Source organism: Nocardioides sp. Iso805N (genome assembly GCF_000364605.1).
Classification (GTDB): Bacteria; Actinomycetota; Actinomycetes; order Propionibacteriales; family Nocardioidaceae; genus Nocardioides.
This window is the reverse complement of the sequence record NZ_KB822579.1, coordinates 246,175-262,939: the sequence shown is the minus strand read 5'-3', so window position 1 is coordinate 262,939 and position 16,765 is coordinate 246,175. Positions and strand designations below refer to the sequence as shown.

At 68.7% G+C, this 16,765-nt stretch carries 17 protein-coding genes; 7 read left to right on the top strand and 10 right to left on the bottom strand.

What is annotated here, in order from left to right; all coding sequences use genetic code 11:
- Window positions 1–15: 15 nt before the first annotated feature.
- Window positions 16–921: a hypothetical protein gene (locus H036_RS0113230; RefSeq protein ID WP_017935270.1), complete on the bottom strand. Its 906-nt coding sequence runs from the start codon at window positions 919–921 to the stop codon at window positions 16–18.
- 70 nt (window positions 922–991) lie between these two features.
- Window positions 992–1,585 carry an acVLRF1 family peptidyl-tRNA hydrolase gene (locus tag H036_RS0113225; protein WP_017935269.1) on the bottom strand — a complete coding sequence of 198 codons (594 nt, stop codon included), beginning with the start codon at window positions 1,583–1,585 and terminating at the stop codon, window positions 992–994.
- A gap of 241 nt (window positions 1,586–1,826) precedes the next feature.
- Here H036_RS0113225 and H036_RS0113220 point away from each other — a divergent pair, with 241 nt between their 5' ends.
- The gene (locus H036_RS0113220; protein WP_017935268.1) at window positions 1,827–2,126 is read left to right on the top strand and encodes a hypothetical protein; all 300 of its coding nucleotides are present in this window, start codon (window positions 1,827–1,829) and stop codon (window positions 2,124–2,126) included.
- Window positions 2,127–2,189: 63 nt separating this feature from the next.
- Here the strand turns inward: H036_RS0113220 and H036_RS0113215 are convergent, their stop codons facing one another.
- The 7 genes from H036_RS0113215 to H036_RS0113185 all read right to left on the bottom strand — a co-directional run bounded on the left by H036_RS0113215 (window position 2,190) and on the right by H036_RS0113185 (window position 8,504).
- A complete protein-coding gene (locus H036_RS0113215; RefSeq protein ID WP_017935267.1) occupies window positions 2,190–2,552 on the bottom strand; it encodes a metal-sulfur cluster assembly factor in 363 nt (120 codons plus the stop codon).
- Window positions 2,552–3,001 carry a Fe-S cluster assembly sulfur transfer protein SufU gene (sufU, locus tag H036_RS0113210; RefSeq protein ID WP_017935266.1) on the bottom strand — a complete coding sequence of 150 codons (450 nt, stop codon included), beginning with the start codon at window positions 2,999–3,001 and terminating at the stop codon, window positions 2,552–2,554. Before sufU ends, H036_RS0113215 begins: the two co-directional genes overlap by 1 nt.
- A 4-nt stretch (window positions 3,002–3,005) precedes the next feature.
- Window positions 3,006–4,301: a cysteine desulfurase gene (locus tag H036_RS0113205; RefSeq protein WP_017935265.1), complete on the bottom strand. Its 1,296-nt coding sequence runs from the start codon at window positions 4,299–4,301 to the stop codon at window positions 3,006–3,008.
- A gap of 111 nt (window positions 4,302–4,412) precedes the next feature.
- Complete coding sequence (sufC, locus tag H036_RS0113200) at window positions 4,413–5,171, bottom strand: Fe-S cluster assembly ATPase SufC (protein ID WP_017935264.1); 759 nt, start codon at window positions 5,169–5,171, stop codon at window positions 4,413–4,415.
- Complete coding sequence (gene sufD, locus H036_RS0113195) at window positions 5,171–6,361, bottom strand: Fe-S cluster assembly protein SufD (RefSeq protein ID WP_017935263.1); 1,191 nt, start codon at window positions 6,359–6,361, stop codon at window positions 5,171–5,173. The genes sufC and sufD overlap by 1 nt, the downstream gene beginning before the upstream one ends.
- A complete protein-coding gene (gene sufB, locus H036_RS0113190) occupies window positions 6,358–7,776 on the bottom strand; it encodes a Fe-S cluster assembly protein SufB (protein WP_017935262.1) in 1,419 nt (472 codons plus the stop codon). Before sufB ends, sufD begins: the two co-directional genes overlap by 4 nt.
- Window positions 7,773–8,504, bottom strand: coding sequence for a helix-turn-helix transcriptional regulator (locus tag H036_RS0113185; protein WP_026146031.1), 732 nt, complete (start codon window positions 8,502–8,504; stop codon window positions 7,773–7,775). Before H036_RS0113185 ends, sufB begins: the two co-directional genes overlap by 4 nt.
- Window positions 8,505–8,669: 165 nt before the next feature.
- Here H036_RS0113185 and H036_RS0113180 point away from each other — a divergent pair, with 165 nt between their 5' ends.
- The 4 genes from H036_RS0113180 to H036_RS0113165 all read left to right on the top strand — a co-directional run bounded on the left by H036_RS0113180 (window position 8,670) and on the right by H036_RS0113165 (window position 12,343).
- Window positions 8,670–9,518, top strand: a complete 849-nt coding sequence (locus tag H036_RS0113180) for an ABC transporter ATP-binding protein (protein ID WP_026146030.1) — start codon at window positions 8,670–8,672, stop codon at window positions 9,516–9,518.
- Window positions 9,511–10,326: an ABC transporter permease gene (locus H036_RS0113175; protein ID WP_017935259.1), complete on the top strand. Its 816-nt coding sequence runs from the start codon at window positions 9,511–9,513 to the stop codon at window positions 10,324–10,326. The genes H036_RS0113180 and H036_RS0113175 overlap by 8 nt, the downstream gene beginning before the upstream one ends.
- Window positions 10,323–11,258 (top strand): COX15/CtaA family protein, encoded by a 936-nt coding sequence (locus H036_RS0113170; RefSeq protein WP_017935258.1) that lies wholly within the window; start codon window positions 10,323–10,325, stop codon window positions 11,256–11,258. The genes H036_RS0113175 and H036_RS0113170 overlap by 4 nt, the downstream gene beginning before the upstream one ends.
- Window positions 11,259–11,413: 155 nt before the next feature.
- Window positions 11,414–12,343, top strand: a complete 930-nt coding sequence (locus H036_RS0113165) for a DUF559 domain-containing protein (protein WP_017935257.1) — start codon at window positions 11,414–11,416, stop codon at window positions 12,341–12,343.
- Between the two features lie 60 nt (window positions 12,344–12,403).
- Here the strand turns inward: H036_RS0113165 and H036_RS0113160 are convergent, their stop codons facing one another.
- Entirely contained in the window at window positions 12,404–13,354 is a 951-nt protein-coding gene (locus tag H036_RS0113160; protein ID WP_017935256.1) for a heme o synthase, read from the bottom strand.
- Between the two features lie 124 nt (window positions 13,355–13,478).
- On the opposite strand from H036_RS0113160, the gene tkt reads away from it, so the two are divergent.
- Window positions 13,479–15,596 carry a transketolase gene (gene tkt, locus H036_RS0113155; protein WP_026146028.1) on the top strand — a complete coding sequence of 706 codons (2,118 nt, stop codon included), beginning with the start codon at window positions 13,479–13,481 and terminating at the stop codon, window positions 15,594–15,596.
- Between the two features lie 60 nt (window positions 15,597–15,656).
- Complete coding sequence (tal, locus tag H036_RS0113150) at window positions 15,657–16,763, top strand: transaldolase (RefSeq protein WP_017935254.1); 1,107 nt, start codon at window positions 15,657–15,659, stop codon at window positions 16,761–16,763.
- Window positions 16,764–16,765 lie beyond the last annotated feature (2 nt).

Here is a 16,765-nt window from a genome sequence, read left to right as displayed (position 1 = left end):
GCCGAAGGTGACCTCTCAACCTTCCAGCAGCGCCTCGATCGCGGAGAACTGCCGCTGCAGCGCCCGCAGGTGCGGTGCCACGGCCGGATGGCGGAACTTCGCCAGCAGCGCGCCCTCGCCGCCCGCCACCCTCGCCAAGGCCCACTCGGCCCGGGTCAGCGCGGTGTACACGGCCGTGATCTGAGCGGCACGCGTGACCTGCGCCCGAGTAGCTACCCCCTCGGGAAGACCGAGTAGGTACGCGTCGAGCAGCGGCTCGAACTCCTCCCGGGCGGGCAGGAGGTACAGGCCGAGGTCGGCCCCCGCAGCGCCGTATCCGAGACAGGCCCAGTCCAGCGCGACCAGCAGATCGCCATCACGCCCGGGCAGGTTGGCCGGCGTCGGGTCGCCGTGCTGAGCGACCTGGGGCAGTGCGTCGAGCTCGTCGAGGTGGGTCGCGCGGCGGCGCCACAGCTCATGGGCCACGTCGGCCACCGTGGTCCGCTCCAGCGTCGGCCAGCCACCCCGCCGGTCGACGCGCGCGAGCCGGTCGCGGAGCTGGTTGCGGGCGAGCCAGCGAACATGGGCAAGGTCCGCGCCGGCGAACCGCCCGAGCGCATGTACGGCGAACAGACCGGCGTTGGCCGCGTCCTCCACCCAGTCCGAGATCAGGGTGATGCCCTCGCCGTCCTCGTGCACCTCGGTCGGCGTCAGAGCGACGCCGGGCACGCCGTCCAGCAGTCGATAGCTCGCCACGTCGGCCTCACGCCGCCAGTAGGCGAAGTGTCTCGGATCGCTGAGCTCGGGCGGATCGTAGTGGGCCGGCGAGGCGAGCCGCTTGATCACCACGGCGCGGTCGCCGATGGAGGCGCGCCAGACGCCTACCGTCGACGTGCTGATCCCGCCAGGCATCGGATGCCACCCCGGCTCGGGCTGCCACATGGTCGGGACGCTAACCGATGTCACGCAGATGGAAGCGCCACCACGCGGCAACGACCGCAGCGGCCAACCGTCAGGAGGCGTCGCTCGGCGCGTTCTCGACGGTGAAGAGAGCCGCCTGAGCATCCGCGATCGCCTTCTCGAGTACGTCGCGGCGCGGGTCCGCGATGTGGCCGTGCAACCGGATCGAGCCCTCGGGGCAGGCCTCGTCGATGCCGCCGTAGACCAAGGGCCCGACCAGGCCGTCCAGGATCCGGGCCGCATGCTCGTCGGCGGCCTCCAGCGCGACCCGGGCCTGGTTGTCCCGTCTGCGGGCGAACCGCTGCTGGCTCCAGCCACCCGCCTTCGTCCGGCCCTGGACATGGCGCTTGCCGACCTTGCTCGCGCTCACGCTCGCACCGTTGAGGCGCGCGACCGCGAAGCCACCCTTGCGCACCAGCAGCACGCCCCAGTCCCCCGGCGGCACGGCCGCCTCGGCGAAGGCGCCGGCGTCGGCGGCTCCGGCGTACGCCCGATCGAAGGGCAACCGCGCGACGAAGGTCGATCCGTCCGGCGCAGATCCGGTCAACGCGCCGTCCGCGACGGCCAGGGAAGCCCCACCGTGACGGGTCGCGAAGTTGTCGATCCATCGACCTATCCGCGAGACCGCGACGAGCACCTCAGGCACCGCGCCAGCCTAGGCCCTGTGGATAGCGGGCGTCGTCGCCGGCGGATCTGCGTCAGTGTGGAGGTATGAACGACGATCTGTGGCCGGATGATGACTTTCTGTTGCCCCTCGACATCTCCATCGGCGGCAAGTCGACCGATAGGAGCGGCGCATCGCCGTACCTCCTCGCGACCCCGCCCGGATTGCGTGGCTCCCCGACTCGCCCGGCCGTCGCCACGGAGCTCGCTGCTGGCACGCCATCGTGGAGCTCGCGCACGGCGAGGCCTGCGCCGGTCGGCTCGAACCGGCCCGGACGATCGCCGCGGTCAACCAGCGCGAGCAGACCTATCTCCATCTCGCGCTCGGAGCGCGCCTCGGCCGTCGACCGACCTCCGAGGAGCTGGTCATCCTGCAGATGACTCTGCAGGGACTTCGCGCCGCAATGGCGGCGCCTGTCGCCCCGGTATCGGTTGCTGCAGCGTTGGCTGCCGTCGACCGGCTCATCGGCGCCTTCGGCGCGAGCTCCTCATCGAGCACCGTGACCCCAAAACCGAATGAATAGTCATTCGGTCTTACCGGGGACCTCGCGACGCAGGGTCACCGACGATCGGAACGCCAGCGTCCCTCAGACGTTGAAGCCGAGCGCCCGCAGCATCTCGCGACCGTCGTCGGTGATCTTGTCCGGACCCCACGGCGGCATCCACACCCAGTTGATGTGGACGTCGTTCACCATGCCCTCGAGGGCGGTGTTCGTCTGGTCGGTGATCACGTCGGTCAACGGGCAGGCGGCCGAGGTCAGCGTCATGTCGAGCACGACGCGGGACTGATCCTCGATGTGGATGCCGTAGACCAGGCCCAGGTCGACGACGTTGATCCCGAGCTCGGGGTCGACGACGTCCTTCATCGCCTCGGACACGTCTTCGAGCGTCAGGGTGGCACCCTCGGCGACGGTGCTGGTCATGTGGTCCAACTGGGTTTCCTCGGACATCAGTCCTCCTCCTTGAGGGCGCGGGCGGTTGCGTCCTTCCAGGCCATCCACGAGAGCAGTGCGCACTTGACGCGGGCAGGGAACTTGGCGACGCCGGCGAAGGCGATGCCGTCCTCCAGCACCTCCTCGTCGGGTTCGACGGTGCCCTTGCCCTGCATCAGCTGCAGGAACTCCTCCTGGATGACCATCGCCTCGTCAACGGGCTTGCCCACGACCAGGTCGTAGAGCACCGAGGCCGAGGCCTGCGAGATCGAGCAGCCGAGCGCGTCGTACGACACGTCGGCGACAGTCCCGCCGTCGACGTGCACGCGTAGCGTGATCTCGTCGCCACAGGTCGGGTTGACGTGGTGCACCTCGGCTTCGAAGGCATCGCGCAGCCCCTTGCCGTGGGGGTTCTTGTAGTGGTCCAGGATGATCTCCTGGTACAGCGCATCAAGGTCTTGGCTCATACGGTCAGTCCAACTTGAAGTAGGAGCGGGTGTATTCCAGGCCCTCGATCAGCGCGTCGATCTCGCCCGGCGTCGTGTAAAGGTATGACGACATCCTGGTCGAGGCCTGCACACCGAACCTGGCGTGCGCCGGCTTGGCGCAGTGGTGACCGGCCCGCACGGCGATGCCGCGCGAGTCCAGCACCTGCGCGACATCGTGCGGGTGCACGCCGTCGAGCTCGAAGGAGATCGCGCCGCCGCGCAGCGCCGGGTCGAGCGGTCCGAGCACCTTGAGCCCCTTGACCGTCTGCAGCCCGCGCAGCGCGTAGCCGGTGATCGCCTGCTCGTGGGCGTGGATCGCGTCCAGGCCGATGTGCGCGAGGTACTCCAGGGCGGCGCCGAGTCCGACCGCCTCGGCGATCGGCGGCGTACCGGCCTCGAACTTGTGGGGAATCCCCGCGTACGTCGAGGCCTCCATCCGCACGGTGGCGATCATCTCCCCACCACCGAGGAAGGGCGGGAGCTGCTCGAGCAACTCCCGGCGACCCCAGAGCACGCCGATACCCGTCGGTCCGACCGTCTTGTGGCCGGTGAAGGCCAGGAAGTCGGGCCGCTCCTCGACCGGCATCGCTGCCAGGTCGATCGGCAGCTGCGGTGCCGCCTGCGAGGCGTCCACCACCACGACCGCGCCCACCTGGTGCGCGCGGCGGGCGATCGCGGCGATCGGGAGGATCGTCCCGAGCATGTTGGAGACCCAGGCCAAGGACACGACCTTGGTGCGCTCGTTGATCAGCTCGTCGATGTTGCTCAGATCGAGCTGGCCGTCGTCGGTCAGCCCGAACCAGCGCAGCTTCGCGCCCTTGCGCTCGGTGAGCAGCTGCCACGGCACGATGTTGGAGTGGTGCTCGAGCTCGGTGATGACGACCTCGTCGCCCTCACCGATGCTCAGATCGGTCCCCGAGCCGGTCGAGGGGCGCGCCCACGCCAGCGTGTTGGCGACCAGGTTCAGCGCCTCCGACGCGTTCTTGGTGAAGATCACCTCGTCACGGTCAGGCGCACCGATGAAGCGTGCCGTCGTGTCGCGACCGTTCTCGAACGCCTCGGTCGCCTCGGCGCCCAGGTGGTGCATCGCCCGGGCGATGTTGGCGTTGTGCCGCTCGAGGTGGTCGACCATCGCGTCGATCACGATCTGCGGCTTCTGCGAGGTGTTGGCGCTATCGAGGTAGACCAGCGGCAGGTCGCCGTCGAACGTCCGCTCGAGGATCGGGAAGTCCTTGCGGACGATCTCCAGCTCAGGCAGAAGCCCGGTCAACTGGGTCATGGGAACTTCCTTTCTGGCGGTGCGAGAAGTGGTGCTGAGCAAGGCGGAGGAGCGAAGGCGGCCTTTGAGCGAAGCGGGCCGTCGAGTGACGACAACGCAGCGCAGTGCCGCTTATCGCGCCGCCATGGTGAAGCGCTCGTAGCCGTTGGCCTCGAGCTCCTCGGCGAGCTCCGGGCCACCGGACTCGGCGATCCGGCCGTCGACGAAGACGTGCACGAAGTCAGGCTGCACGTAGCGCAGGATGCGGGTGTAGTGCGTGATCAGCAGGACACCCTTGGTCGGGCGCTCACGGAAGTTGTTGATGCCGTCCGAGACGACCTTCAGCGCGTCGATGTCCAGACCGGAGTCGATCTCGTCGAGGATCGCGACCTTCGGGTCGAGCAGGTCGAGCTGGGCGATCTCGGCGCGCTTCTTCTCGCCACCGGAGAAGCCCTCGTTGACCGAGCGCTGCGAGAAGGCGGGGTCCAGGTTCATCCGGTCCAGGGCGCCGTTGACGTCCTTGACCCAGGTGCGCAGCTTGGGAGCCTCGCCGTCGAGGGCGGTCTTCGCCGTACGCAGGAAGTTCGCCATCGAGACGCCGGGGACCTCGACCGGGTACTGCATCGCCAGGAAGAGCCCCGCCTGGGCACGCTCGTCGACCGACATCGCCAGGACGTCCTTGCCGTCGAGGGTCACCGAGCCACCGGTGACGGTGTACTTCGGGTGGCCGGCGATGGAGTAGGCGGTGGTCGACTTGCCCGAGCCGTTCGGACCCATGATCGCGTGCGTCTCACCGTCGTTGATGGTGAGCGTGACGCCCTTGAGGATCTCCTTCGGGCCATCCTCGGTCTCGACCGTGACCTGCAGGTCCTTGATCGCCAGGGTGCTCATCAGATGGTGTCCTTCTTCTCGTTCAGTACGTTCTTGGCGAGCTCTGCCTCCACGGTGGCGGTGAGCTTCTCCTCCAGCGCCGGCACACCGATCTGGCGGATGAGGTCGTTGAAGAAGCCGTGCACGACCAACCGGCGCGCCTCGGCCTCGGAGACACCGCGACTGCGCAGGTAGAACAGCTGCTCGTCGTCGAAGCGGCCGGTCGCGGAAGCGTGGCCCGCGCCCTCGATCTCGCCCGTCTCGATCTCCAGGTTGGGGACCGAGTCGGCCTGGGCACCATCGGTGAGCACCAGGTTGCGGTTCTCCTCGTAGGTCTCGATGCCCTCGGCGACCTTGCGGATCAGGACGTTGCCGATCCACACGGTGTGCGCGCCCACGCCCTGCAGCGCGCCCTTGTAGACGACGTGCGACTTGGTCTTGGGGGCGGTGTGGTCGACGAAGAGCCGGTGCTCCATGTGCTGGCCGGCGTCGGCGAAGTAGAGACCGAGCATCTCCACCGTGCCGCCGGGGCCGGCGTACTCGGCGACGGTGTCGTTGCGGACCACGTTGCCGCCGAAGGTGACGTCGACGTGCTTGAACTGGGCGTCGCGGCCCACCTGCACGTGCCGGTGGCCGGCACGCACGGCGTCGTCGGCCCAGTCGTCGATGCTGACGACGGTGAGCTGGGCGCCGTCGCCGACGACGATCTCGACGTTGTCGGCCAGCGTGGCCGAGCCCTCGAAGTGGAAGACGACCGTCGCCTTGGAGAAGGCACCCGCCCGGACCACCACGTGCTGGGCGACGGCGGGCTCGATGCCGGTGCCGCTCACGTCGATCACCACGGCCTCGTCGACGACAGCCTCGGCGGCGATCTCGATCAGCGTGCTGGTCGGCGTCGCCTCCGCCGCCCGGGCGGCGATCCGGTCGGTGGGCACGAAGCCGCTGGTCCCGATCAGGTCGGCGACCTCGTCGGTGAGGGTCACCCCGTCCTGGAGCCGTGCGTCCACGTCGAGCTTGCCGCCGAAGGGTGCAGCGTCGTACAGACCGCGGAGCCGCTTGAGCGGGGTGAACCGCCAGATCTCCTCGCGCCCAGTCGGGACCGGGTGGTCCTCGAGGTTGAAGCTGCCCTCCGGGTGGAGGTGGGAGTCGACGCGCTCGTCTGCTCGGCGCAGCTCCAGGGAATCGGTGATCGAGTCGAGGGTGGAGGTCACCCGACGGCTCCTTCCATCTGCAGTTCGATAAGGCGGTTGAGCTCGAGGGCGTACTCCATCGGGAGCTCCTTGGCGATCGGCTCGACGAAGCCGCGCACGATCATCGCCATCGCCTCGTCCTGGCCCATGCCGCGGCTCATCAGGTAGAAGAGCTGGTCGTCGGAGACCTTCGAGACGCTGGCCTCGTGACCCATGGAGACGTCGTCCTCGCGGATGTCGACGTAGGGGTAGGTGTCCGAGCGGCTGATCTGGTCGACCAGCAGCGCGTCGCAGAGGACGTTGGACTTCGAGCCGTAGGCGCCCTCGTTGACCTGGATCAGGCCGCGGTACGACGTACGGCCACCGCCGCGCGCCACCGACTTGCTCAGGATCGAGCTCGAGGTGTGCGGAGCCGCGTGCACCATCTTGGCGCCGGCGTCCTGGTGCTGGCCCTCGCCCGCGAAGGCGATCGAGAGCGTCTCGCCCTTGGCGTGCTCACCCATGAGGTAGACGGCGGGGTACTTCATCGTCACCTTGGAGCCGATGTTGCCGTCGACCCACTCCATCGTGGCGCCGGCCTCGCAGACGGCCCGCTTGGTGACGAGGTTGTAGACGTTGTTCGACCAGTTCTGGATGGTCGTGTAGCGGCAGCGGCCGCCCTTCTTCACGATGATCTCGACGACCGCCGAGTGCAGCGAGTCCGAGGAGTAGATCGGCGCCGTGCAACCCTCGACGTAGTGCACGTAGGCGTCCTCGTCGACGATGATCAGCGTCCGCTCGAACTGGCCCATGTTCTCGGTGTTGATCCGGAAGTAGGCCTGCAGCGGGATGTCGACGCGCACGCCCTTCGGAACGTAGATGAACGAGCCGCCCGACCAGACCGAGGTGTTGAGCGCGGCGAACTTGTTGTCGCCCACCGGGATGACCGTGCCGAAGTACTCCTTGAAGAGCTCCTCGTGCTGCTTGAGCGCGGTGTCGGTGTCGACGAAGATGACGCCCTGCTGCTCGAGGTCCTCACGGATCGAGTGGTAGACGACCTCGGACTCGTACTGCGCCGCGACGCCCGCGACGAGGCGCTGCTTCTCCGCCTCCGGGATGCCGAGCTTGTCGTAGGTGTTCTTGATGTCCTCGGGCAGGTCGTCCCAGCTCGCCGCCTGCTTCTCCGAGGATCGGACGAAGTACTTGATGTTGTCGAAGTCGATGCCCGACAGGTCCGAGCCCCACGTGGGCATCGGCTTGCGACCGAAGAGCTTGAGGCCCTTCAGGCGCAGGTCCAGCATCCACTCCGGCTCGCTCTTCTTCGCACTGATGTCGCGCACGACGGTGTCGTTGAGGCCGCGCTGCGCACCGGAACCGGCGACGTCCGGGTCGGCCCAGCCGAACTCGTACTTGCCGATGCCCTTCAGCTCGGGGTTGAGCTCCTCGATCGAGGTCATACCGTGACCTGCTTCCTCTCAGTGTTACTACCGGTGTTGCTGGTGCTCGGGATGCATGTGGTGCAGACGCCGTCGCCATGGGCGATCGTCGCCAAGCGCTGGACGTGGGTGCCGAGGACCTCGCTGATCGCGGCGGTCTCCGCCTCGCACAGCTGCGGGAACTCGTGGGCGACGTGGGAGACGGGGCAGTGCTGCTGGCACAGCTGCTCCCCCACCACCGGGCCACCCTGGACCGGCAGGCCACGCACCGTTGCGACGTAGCCGGCCTCGGTGAAGACCTGGGCCAGCACCTGCGCCGGACTCAGCTCGGGCTGCGTGGTGCTCAAACGAGCGAAGCCCTCACGGATGAAGTCGGCCCGCTTGCGTGCGAACGCTCGCAGCCCCTCCTCACCCGCACTCTCCGCCAGGAAGCGCAGCGCTTCGGCCGCCAGGTCGTCGTACTGCTGGTCGAAACCCTCACGACCGCGCTCGGTGAGCGCGAAGACCTTCGCCGGCCGGCCGCGGCCCTTGTGGCCGCTCGACCGCGGCTCCCGCGCCTCCACGGCACCGTCCTCGACCAGCTGGTCGAGATGGCGGCGTACGGCGGCGGGCGTCAGGTCGAGTCGCTCCGCGAGAGCGGCTGCGGTGGAGGGCCCGTCGACGAGGATGGACCGAGACACGCGCTGGCGCGTGTTCTGGTCCTCGGCGCGGCCGGCATCGGCCCGCACAGCACCCTCGTCGAATTTCACAACACTATTGTGACGATATTGAGGGGGTGCTTTCAACGAAGGCGACCCTAACCTCGCCGTGACGGCCCTCGCGGGGGTCATGCAATGAGACGATCGCCACACCGCAGGCTATGTGCGCGCCGCGCGAAAGCGGTCCCTCACCACCCCGATCCTTACACTGGCGCGGTGCCACAACCCGCTGTCGAGGTCTCCCACCTGCGCATGACCTACGGCACCAAGACCGCCGTCGACGGACTCTCGCTGAGCGTCGAGGCAGGCTCCATCACCGCTGTGCTCGGCCCCAACGGTGCCGGCAAGACCACCACGCTGGAGACCTGCGAGGGCTACCGCAAGCCGCAGTCGGGCACCGTGCGCGTCCTCGGCCTCGACCCGGTCGCCCAGCGGCGCGAGCTGCTCCCCCGCATCGGCGTGATGCTGCAGGGCCAGGGCGCCTGGAGCGGCGCACGCGCCATGGAGATGCTGCGGCACATCGCGCGGCTCCATGCCGACCCGCTCCCGGTCGAGCCGCTCGCCGAGCGGCTGGGCCTGCACGAGTGCGGGCGAACGCCGTACCGGCGACTCTCCGGCGGTCAGCAGCAGCGCCTCGGACTGGCGATGGCGATCGTCGGGCGGCCGGAGATCGTCTTCGTCGACGAGCCGACCGCCGGCATGGACCCGGCTGCCCGGCGCACCACCTGGGAGCTGCTGGGCGAGCTGCGCGAGTCTGGCGTCACCGTCGTACTCACCACGCACTACCTCGAAGAGGCCGAGCAGCTGGCCGACCAGGTGCACATCATCGACCACGGCCAGCTCATCACCTCCGGCTCGCCCGAAGAGCTCACACGTGGCTCATCGGCCACCGTGCGGCTGGTGGTCGACCAGGAGCTGCCCGCCGAGGCCGAGGCGGCCCTGCGCACCTCGGTGGACCATTGGAGCAAGGAGTACGGCGTCGGCGTTCGCTCGATGAGCTTCGGCTCCCGCACCCTCGAGGACGTCTTCCTCGAGCTCACCGGAAAGGGCATCGGCCATGAGTGACGCCTCGACCCGGCTCGACACCAGCCTGCGCGACGCCACCGCGCTCGACCTGACCCCGCACCCCGGCGGCGCGCCGTTCTTCCGCCAGGTGCTGGCCCAGGCCTCGATGGAGGCTCGGCTGATGCTGCGCAACGGCGAGCAGCTGCTGCTTGCCGTCGTGATCCCGGTGCTGATCCTGGTGGGCGGCGTCACCGCCGGCGAGCACCTCGACCTCAAGCTCACCGATCCCCGGCCGCTGGTCGACATCTTCACCCCCGGTGTGATCGCACTCGCCGTGATGTCGACGTCGTTCACCTCGCTGGCGATCGCTACCGGATTCGAGCGCCGCTACGGCGTGATCAAGCGCCTCGGTGCCTCCCCGCTGCCTCGCTCGGGACTGCTGCTGGGCAAGATCCTGGCGCTGCTGGCCGTGCAGCTGGTGCAGATCATCGTGATCGGTGCCGTCGGGCAGGCCCTCGGCTGGACACCGCGCGCCGGCGCGATCGGCGCCTTCCTGGCCGTCGGGCTCGGGACCGCGGCCTTCGCGGCCCTCGGGCTGCTCGTGGCGGGCACACTGCGTGCCGAGGCCACCCTGGCCGCCGCGAACCTGATCTACCTGTTGCTGATGGCGGGCGGTGCGGTGGTGCTGCCGATCAGCGCCTACGGTTCGTTCGGCGACGTCGCGCGCTGGCTGCCTTCGGGAGCCCTCGGCGAAGCCATGCGCAGCGCCTTCCTCGATGCCGACATCGCCTGGCGCGATCTCGGAGTACTCGCGGTGTGGGCCGTGGTCGGCACCGTACTGACCGCAAGGACCTTCAAGTGGGAATGACCGACGTGCCACCTGCCGCCACCCCGACCGCTGCGCCGAGCCTGCGCGAGCGGCTCTCGCTCGCGCCCTGGATGCGCGGGCTCGCCTGGACGACCCTCGCGGTCAACATCCTGCTGGTGGTGACCGGCGGAGCGGTGCGGCTGACCGGATCCGGCCTCGGCTGCTCGACGTGGCCGGAGTGCCATCCCGGAGACTTCACGCCGCGCGACGAGCTGAACATCCACTCGGCGATCGAGTTCTCGAACCGGATGCTGACCTTCGTGCTGGTGGTGGTCGCGGTCGCGACGATGGTCGCGGCCTGGCAGACGCGCCGGCGTGACCTGCGCTGGATCGCCCTGCTGATCCTGGGTGGCATCCCCGCCCAGGCGGTGATCGGCGGCATCTCCGTGCTCACCGACCTCAACCCCTGGGTGGTCTCGGTGCACCTGGTCTCCTCGATGGCGATCATCGGCCTCGCCGTGCTGCTGCTGTGGCGGATCTACGTGGGAGCGACGGCTGCTGTCTCCGGACCGACGTCCTGGCTCGCCTGGGCGACCTTCGCGGTCGCCTGGCTGGTCCTGTACGCCGGCACGGTCGTGACCGGTGCCGGCCCCCACGCCGGCGATCCGAACGCTCCTCGCAACGGTCTCTCGGCGCTGCAGTTCTCCCAGCTGCACGCGGACCTGGTCTGCCTGCTGATCGGACTCACGATCGGCCTGCTCTTCGCTGTGCACGCCTTCAAGGCGCCCTACGCCGTACGGCGGGCGGTGTGGGTGCTGTTCGCCATCGAGCTCGCACAGGGTGCGATCGGATGGGTGCAGTACTTCACCGATCTCCCCATCGTGCTGGTGATGTTCCACATGTTCGGCGCTGCACTGATCTCGGCTGCCGTGACCTGGGTGCTGCTCGCCGTCGCCCACCCGTCGACTGATGGGTCCGTCCCGGTTGAGTGATGGGTCCGTCCCGGTTGAGTGATGGGTCCGTTCGTCGGTTCCGCCTGAGCCGAACAAGCGCTGGATCCGTCCACAGGATGCCTTGGATGAAGCCTCTTCCACAGGCCTGACGAGCCGCCTGTACGCCGCCGGCCACCCGACGCACGCTGTCGGGCATGACAGAGACCTCCGCCCTCGCTCTGCCCGACACTCCTTTCCGCCGCGACCAGGTGCTCGCGCAGGGCGTCACACGCCGAGAGTTCTACGCGCTCGTGCGCGACGGCCTCATCCGCGCCGTCGTGCGCGAGGCGTTCGTGCGTGCCGACGTCGAGGACACCGTGGCCCTGCGCGCCGCCGCTGTGGCCCTGGTGGTCTCCGACGGACATGTCGCGGTGGATCGCACTGCTGCCGCGATCCATGGCGTCGAGACACTGACCTTCGTCGAGCTCGAAGAACTCCCGCCGACCGAGACCTGCGTGTTGCGGGGGCACTGCCCGACACAGCGCCACGACGTACGTGGCCGGACGCGCGATCTGCGCGACGAGGACGTGATGACGATCGACGGCCTGCGGGTGACCACGCCCGGCAGGACCGCGCTGGATCTCGGCTGCAACCTACGCAGGCGCGAGGCCATGGCGGCGCTCAACGGGTTCGCTCGCCTCCACGGCATCACGGCAGAGGATCTACGGGCGATGCTTCCGCGCTTCAGGCGCCGTCGGGGCGTGGTGCAGCTCAGGGAGCTGCTCGAGCTGGTGGACGCGCGGATGGAGTCGCCACGCGAGTCATGGACGTGGCTGGAGATCCACGACGCCCATCTCCCGATGCCCGAACCACAGGTGTGGATCGAGATCGACGGGGTGCCGACCTACCGCCTCGACTTCGCGTACCGCCGTCGGCGGATCTGCATCGAGTACGACGGCATCGACTTCCACGCTACGACCGACGAGCAGCGTCGTCACGACGCGGAGCGCCGCGCCTGGCTGCGGGCCAACGGCTGGATCGTGATCGTGATCCGCAACGGTGACTTCGCGGGCGCCAACAGGGACCGCTGGATCAGGGAGCTCAGGGATGCCCTCGCGGCGTCGTACTCGCCCCGGCGGTGGTGACGCATCCCCGTCTCGTCCGGACCGGACCGGACCATCAATCAACGGGGACGCGGGCCCGAATCAACGCGAGATCAGCGGGTCCACGGCGACGGCGACGAACAAAAGCGAGAGGTAGAGGTTGCTGCTGTGGAACAGGTGCATCGGCTGAATCACGGAGAGATCCTCGGTGCCGCGGGTGCGAGCGTGCATGCGGTGCGCCTGGATCAGGAAGATCGCACCCAGCACCGCCGCGGCGACAGGGTAGAACCAGCCCGTCGAGGCGATCGGCCACAGCGACAGCGACACCGCCACCATCACCCAGCTGTAGAGCACGATCTGTCGCCCTACCTCGCGGGCGGGCTTGACCACCGGCAGCATCGGCACGTCGACGTTGGCGTAGTCCTCGCGGTAGCGCAACGCGAGCGCCCAGGTGTGCGGTGGGGTCCAGAAGAAGACCACCAGGAAGAGGATCACCGGCGCCCAGGACAGCTGATTCGTCACCGCCGTCCAGCCGATCATCGCGGGGAAGCAGCCTGCGATGCCGCCCCAGACGATGTTCTGGGTGGTGCGCCGCTTGAGCAGCATCGTGTAGACGAACACGTAGAACGCGTTGGCTCCCAACGAGAGCGCCGCCGACAGCGTGTTGACCCAGATCGCGAGGATCGCGGTGGAGAGCACCGCCAGCGCCACACCGAAGACCAGCGCAGCGCCCGGGGAGACGATGTGGCGTGGCAGCGCCCGGCGCCGGGTGCGCCGCATCTGCTCGTCGATGTCGCGGTCGTAGACGCAGTTGAACACCGATGCCGAACCCGCCGAGAGCGTGCCGCCGATGACGGTGGCGACCACCAGGCCCAGGCCCGGCACGCCACGGGCGGCGAAGAACATCACCGGCACCGTCGTCAGCAGGAGCAGCTCGATGACGCGGGGCTTGGTCAGGCCGACGTAGGCGGCCACCACATCCTTGAGGGTCGCTCGCCGGGAGTCGATCTCCTGAGTGCTCAGTCCCGGGGTTCGCTCACCGACGTACGTCACGGACTTCCTCAACTCTTGGTGGAACATCAGTCGTCTGACTGGTGCCGTCGCAAGACAGCGGGTGTGAGTCTAACCCTCGGGATGAGTAGGCTCGGATTCGCCGTACGTCTCAGAGAGGACTCCCGTGACTGCAACACCTGAACTTGAGTGGACCGACCTCGACAAGAAGGCCGTGGACACCATCCGGGTCTTGGCGATGGACGCCGTGCAGAAGGTGGGTAACGGCCATCCCGGAACCGCCATGAGCTTGGCGCCCGCGGCGTACTTGCTCTTCCAGAAGGTGATGAAGCACAACCCGGCCGATCCGTCCTGGCTGGGTCGCGACCGCTTCGTCCTTTCCTGTGGGCACAGCTCCATCACGCTCTACCTCCAGCTCTTCCTCGGTGGCTTCGGCCTCGAGATCGAGGACATCGAAAGCCTGCGGACCTGGGGCAGCAAGACCCCGGGTCACCCCGAGTTCGGCCACACCGCCGGCGTCGAGGTCACCACGGGCCCGCTGGGCCAGGGTGTCGGCAACGCCGTCGGCATGGCGATGGCCGCCCGTCGTGAGCGCGGCCTGCTGGACCCCAAGGCTGCTCCGGGTGAGTCGCTGTTCGACCACCACATCTACGCCATCGCCTCCGACGGCGACCTGGAGGAGGGCGTCAGCGGCGAAGCCTCGTCCCTCGCCGGCACCCAGGAGCTGGGCAACCTCACCCTGATCTACGACGCCAACAAGATCTCGATCGAGGGCAACACCGACGTCGCGTTCACCGAGGACGTCGCCAAGCGTTACGAGGCCTACGGCTGGCACGTCCAGATCGTCGACTGGCTGCACGGCGGCGACCACGCCGACGGGGCGAAGTACCACGAGGACGTGCCCGGGCTCTACGCGGCCATCCAGGCCGCCGAGGCCGTCACCGACCAGCCGAGCCTGATCGTGCTCCGCACGATCCTCGCCTGGCCTGCGCCCCACGCGCAGAACACGGAGGCCGCGCACGGCAGCGCGCTCGGCGCCGACGAGGTCGCCGCCACCAAGAAGGTGCTCGGCTTCGACCCCGAGGAGAGCTTCGTCGTGCCCGCCGACGTGCTGGAGCACACCCGAGCCCTGCACGCCCGCGGCAAGGAGCTGGAGGCAGCCTGGTCGGAGAAGTACGCCGCCTGGGCAGATGCCAACCCGGAGCAGGTCGCGATCCTCGACCGGCTCAAGACACGTTCGCTTCCCGAGGGCCTCGAGGCCGCCCTGCCGGTCTTCCCGGCCGACGCGAAGGGCGTTGCCACCCGCGCCGCCTCCGGCAAGGTGATCAACGCCATCGCCGACATCATGCCCGAGCTCTGGGGTGGCTCGGCCGACCTCGCCGGCTCGAACAACACCACCATCTCGGGCGCGAAGTCGTTCATCCCGGCCAACCGCTCCACCCACGACTGGGACGGCGATCCCTACCAGGGCCGCGTGCTGCACTTCGGTATCCGTGAGCACGGCATGGGCGCCATCATCAACGGCATCGCCGTTCACGGTGGCACGCGCGCGTTCGGCGGCACCTTCCTGCAGTTCTCGGACTACATGCGCGGGGCTGTCCGCGTCGGTGCGCTGATGAAGGCGCCGTCGATCTGGGTCTGGACGCACGACTCGGTCGGCCTCGGCGAGGACGGCCCGACGCACCAGCCGGTCGAGCACCTCTGGGCGCTGCGAGCGATCCCGGGGCTCGACATCGTCCGTCCGGCCGACGCCAACGAGACCGCCGCCGCATGGCTGCAGGTCCTCAAGAACACCGACCGGCCGGCCGGCCTGATCCTCAGCCGGCAGAACCTTCCCACCTTCCCGCGTGGCGAGCAGGGCTTCGCCAGCACCGAGCACGTGGGCAAGGGCGCCTACGTCCTGATCGACGCCGAGGGCGGCGAGCCGGACGTCATCCTGATCGGCACCGGCTCCGAGGTGCAGCTGGCGGTCGCCGCCCGCGAGCAGCTCCTTGCCGAGGGCATCCGTGCCCGCGTCGTCTCGATGCCGTCGGTGGAGTGGTTCGAGGAGCAGACCCAGGCCTACCGCGACCAGGTCCTGCTGCCGGGCGTCAAGGCGCGGGTCAGCGTCGAGGCCGGCATCCGCCAGGGTTGGCGCGAGTACGTCGGGGATAACGGGCGCATGGTCAGCCTCGAGCACTACGGCGCCAGCGCCGATGGGGCGCGCATCTTCAAGGAGTTCGGCTTCACCGCGGAGGCGGTCGCCCAGGCCGCTCGGGACAGCCTGGAGGCGACCCGCCACTGAGGCGATGCGCTCGCGCGATAGAGTCGAATTGGATCGATCAAAACGAACGGGAGTTCCATCATGAGTGACCGTCTCAAGGCGCTGGCCGACGCCGGCGTGTCCATCTGGCTCGACGACCTGTCGCGCGAGCGCATCGAGACCGGCAACCTCGCCGATCTCGTGAAGGAGTCGTCGGTCGTGGGCGTGACCACGAACCCGACCATCTTCGCCGCCGCGATCGCCAACGGCGAGCGCTACGACGACCAGGTCGCCCAGCTCGTCGCCGGCGGTGCCGACGTCGACAAGGTGATCTTCGAGCTCACCACCGAGGACGTTCGCAACGCCTGCGACATCCTCGCCCCGGTCGCCGAGGCGACCAAGGACGACGGCAGGGTCTCGATCGAGGTCGAGCCGACCCTCGCCAACGACACCGACGCGACCATCGCCAGTGCCAAGGCGCTGTGGGCCGCGGTCGACCGACCGAACGCCCTGATCAAGATCCCGGCGACCCTTGAGGGTCTGCCGGCGATCACGGCGGCGATCGCGACTGGCATCAGTGTCAACGTCACGCTGATCTTCTCCGTCGAGCGTTACCGCGCGGTCATGGACGCCTACCTCACCGGCCTCGAGCAGGCCAAGGAGGCAGGTATCGACCTGTCCACCATCCGGTCGGTGGCCAGCTTCTTCGTCAGCCGTGTCGACACCGAGATCGACGCGCGCCTGGAGAAGATCGGCTCCGACGAGGCGCTCGCACTGCGCGGCAAGGCCGCTGTGGCCAACGCCCGTCTGGCCTACGCCGCCTTCGAGGAGGTCATCGCCAGTGAGCGTTGGCAGCCGCTGGCCGCAGCCGGGGCGAACGCGCAACGTCCGCTCTGGGCCTCGACCGGGGTCAAGAACCCGGCGTACTCGGACACGCTCTACGTCACCGACCTGGTGGTCGCCGACACCGTCAACACCATGCCGGAGAAGACGCTGCAGGCCTTCGCCGACCACGGTGAGGTCCACGGCGACCAGGTCTCCGGCAAGGGCGCCGAGGCGCAGCAGGTCTTCGACCAGCTGGTCGCGGCCGGCATCGACGTCGACGACGTGTTCCTCACCCTCGAGACCGAGGGCGTGGACAAGTTCAAGGCCTCGTGGACCGAGCTGCTCGACACCGTCAAGGGCCAGATGGAGAAGGCAGGAGCCTGAAC